The organism is Mycobacterium talmoniae (assembly GCF_001854525.1).
Taxonomy (GTDB): domain Bacteria; phylum Actinomycetota; class Actinomycetes; order Mycobacteriales; family Mycobacteriaceae; genus Mycobacterium; species Mycobacterium talmoniae.
In genome coordinates, this window is the sequence record NZ_MLQM01000304.1 from 1 (window position 1) to 2,648 (window position 2,648).

General features: G+C 69.8%; 4 protein-coding genes. 1 reads left to right on the forward strand and 3 read right to left on the reverse strand.

Annotation, left to right across the window (positions count from 1 at the left end):
- The coding region (gene dapE, locus BKN37_RS26780) for a succinyl-diaminopimelate desuccinylase (RefSeq protein WP_071030293.1) at positions 1-921 on the reverse strand (921 nt) is incomplete at its 3' end.
- Between the two features lie 98 nt (positions 922-1,019).
- Here dapE and dapD point away from each other — a divergent pair.
- Complete coding sequence (dapD, locus tag BKN37_RS26785) at positions 1,020-1,964, forward strand: 2,3,4,5-tetrahydropyridine-2,6-dicarboxylate N-succinyltransferase (protein ID WP_071030294.1); 945 nt, start codon at positions 1,020-1,022, stop codon at positions 1,962-1,964.
- A 7-nt stretch (positions 1,965-1,971) separates the two neighbouring features.
- On the opposite strand, the gene BKN37_RS26790 is transcribed toward dapD, so the two are convergent.
- Both BKN37_RS26790 and BKN37_RS26795 read right to left on the reverse strand, forming a co-directional pair.
- Positions 1,972-2,259 (reverse strand): hypothetical protein, encoded by a 288-nt coding sequence (locus tag BKN37_RS26790; RefSeq protein ID WP_071030296.1) that lies wholly within the window; start codon positions 2,257-2,259, stop codon positions 1,972-1,974.
- Between the two features lie 59 nt (positions 2,260-2,318).
- On the reverse strand, positions 2,319-2,648 hold a 330-nt coding region (locus tag BKN37_RS26795), incomplete at its 5' end, for an AMP-binding enzyme (RefSeq protein ID WP_423212848.1).

Here is a 2,648-nt window from a genome sequence, read left to right on the forward strand (position 1 = left end):
GTATTTCGCCCGGACCCGGCCGTCGGCGGCGTCGACCAGGGCTTTGGCGGCCGGCTGGGACAGGCCGGGCAGCGCACCGTCGGCGGCGTCGGTCTGCTCGATGGCCACGTCGAGCCCGTCGAACACCTCGTGCACGTGGGCCAGCGCCTGCTCGGGAGACCGGTCCGGGGCGAACCGGAAGTTGACCGTGACGCTGGCCGCGTCGGGGATGACGTTGCCGGCCACGCCGCCGTCGATGCGCACCGCCGACAGCCCTTCGCGGTAGGTGCAGCCGTCGATGTCGACGGTGCGGGCCCGGTACGCGGTGAGCCGGCCCAGCACCGCGCCCAGTTTGTGGATGGCGTTGTCGCCCATCCAGGACCGCGCCGAGTGGGCGCGGGTGCCGCCGGCGCGGATCACCACGCGCAGCGTGCCCTGGCAGCCGGCCTCGATGTAGCCGCCGCTGGGCTCCCCGAGAATGGCGACGTCGGCCCGGAGCCAGTCCGGCAGGTCGCGTTCGATGCGCCCCAAACCGTTGGCGGCGGCCTCGATCTCCTCGCAGTCGTAGAACACCAGGGTCAGATCGTGGGCGGGTGCGTCGAGGGTGGCGGCCAGATGCAGGAACACCGCGTCCCCGGATTTCATGTCCACGGTGCCGCAGCCGTGCAGCAGCTCACCGTCGTCGCCAAAGGAGCGGCGGCTGGGCAGGTTGTCGGCCACCGGGACGGTGTCTAGGTGCCCGGCCAGCAGCACCCGGGTGGGCCGGCCCAGCGCGGTGCGGGCCAGCACCGCGTCGCCGCTGCGCAGGATCTCGAAGCCGCTGGTCTGGGCCCGCAGCGCGGCCTCGACCGCGTCGGCGATGCGGGCCTCGTGGCGCGACTCGCTGGGGATGTCGACCAGGGCGGCGGTCAGCTCGATCGGGTCCCCACGCAGGTCCAGCACGGACTCACCTTAACCGCCGAGCAGACGTAAAAGCCCCCTCGCGGGGCATCTCAAGGGTACTTTTGCGTCTGCTCGCGCAAGGAAAGTAGCCTGACCGCGTGACTGGAGCTTCGGGTATTGGATTGGCGACGCTGGCCGGCGACGGGTCGGTGCTCGACACCTGGTTTCCGGCACCGGAACTGATCGACGCCGGCGAGGCCGGCACCACCCGGCTGTCGGTGGCCGAGGTTCCCGACGAGCTGGCCGCGCTGACCGGACGCGACGAGGACCGCGGCACCGAGACCGTCGCGGTGCGGACCGTGATCGGCGACCTGGGCGACAAGGCCACCGACGCCTACGACGTCTACCTGCGGCTGCACCTGCTGTCCCACCGGCTGGTGGCCCCGCACGGCCTGAACGCCGACGGCTTCTTTCCGCTGTTGACCAATGTGGTGTGGACCAACCACGGTCCGTGCGCCGTCGAGGGCTTCGAAACCGTGCGGGCCCGGTTGCGCCGCCGCGGACCGGTCACGGTGTACGGCGTGGACAAGTTCCCGCGGATGGTCGACTACGTGCTGCCCGCCGGGGTGCGGATCGCCGACGCCGACCGGGTGCGGCTGGGCGCCCATCTGGCGTCGGGCACCACCGTCATGCACGAAGGCTTCGTCAACTTCAACGCCGGCACCCTGGGCGCGTCGATGATCGAGGGCCGGGTCTCGGGCGGGGTGGTCGTCGGCGACGGCTCCGATGTCGGCGGCGGCGCGTCCATCATGGGCACGCTGTCCGGCGGTGGGACGCAAGTCATTTCGATCGGCAAGCGCTGCCTGCTGGGCGCCAACGCCGGCTTGGGGATCTCCTTGGGCGACGACTGCGTCATCGAGGCCGGCCTCTACGTCACCGCCGGCACCAAGGTCACCATGCCCGACGGTCGCGCCGTCAAGGCCCGCGACCTGTCCGGCGAGAACAACCTGCTGTTCCGCCGCAATTCGGTCAGCGGCGCGGTGGAGGTGGTGGCCCGCGACGGGCAGGGTATCGCGCTCAACGAGGACCTGCACGCCAACTAGCGAAAGCTCAGAGCTGCGAGTCGCTGATCTTGCTGCTGTCTTTCCCGATGGTCTGGCAGTAGGCGTCCACCGCCACCCGGGTTGCCGAGACCTCAAGGTGGGACGGCTCTTTGCCGTGTTGGTCCTTGAGCATCTTGGTGACTTCGGATTCCTGCTTGTCTTGGCTTTGGCGCCGGAATTCCTTGCAGGTGGTGTCGCCACCCTTGTTGGTGACCTTGTCCACGGCCGAACAGCCAGTCAGCGTGCACACCGCGGCGGCGACGATGCTGACCACGCCGATGCCGAACCGTCTCATCGTGGGTCTCCCCTTCTCGTATCGCATCGGTGACCCCGCCCGGCGGGCCACCAGCGAGCCTAGGCCAGCAGCTCCTTTTTGAGCACTTTGCCCATCGCGTTGCGCGGCAACCCATCGACGATCCGCACTTCACGGGGGCGTTTGTGCACGGAAAGTTGCTCGGCCACATAGTTGATCAGCTCGTCGGGCTTGGCGTCACCGACGACGAACGCGACGATCCGCTGGCCCAGGTCGGCGTCGGGCACCCCGACGACGGCCGCCTCGGCCACCCCGGGATGCCCAAGCAGCACGGTCTCGATTTCGCCGGCGCCGACCCGAAAGCCGCCCGATTTGATCAGGTCGACCGATTCGCGCCCGACGATGCGGTGCATGCCGTCCCCGTCGACCAC

Excerpts from the sequence above, each read along its gene's own strand:
- BKN37_RS26790 (WP_071030296.1), bottom strand. The coding sequence starts at position 2,259 with ATGAGACGGTTCGGCATCGGCGTGGTCAGCATCGTCGCCGCCGCGGTG.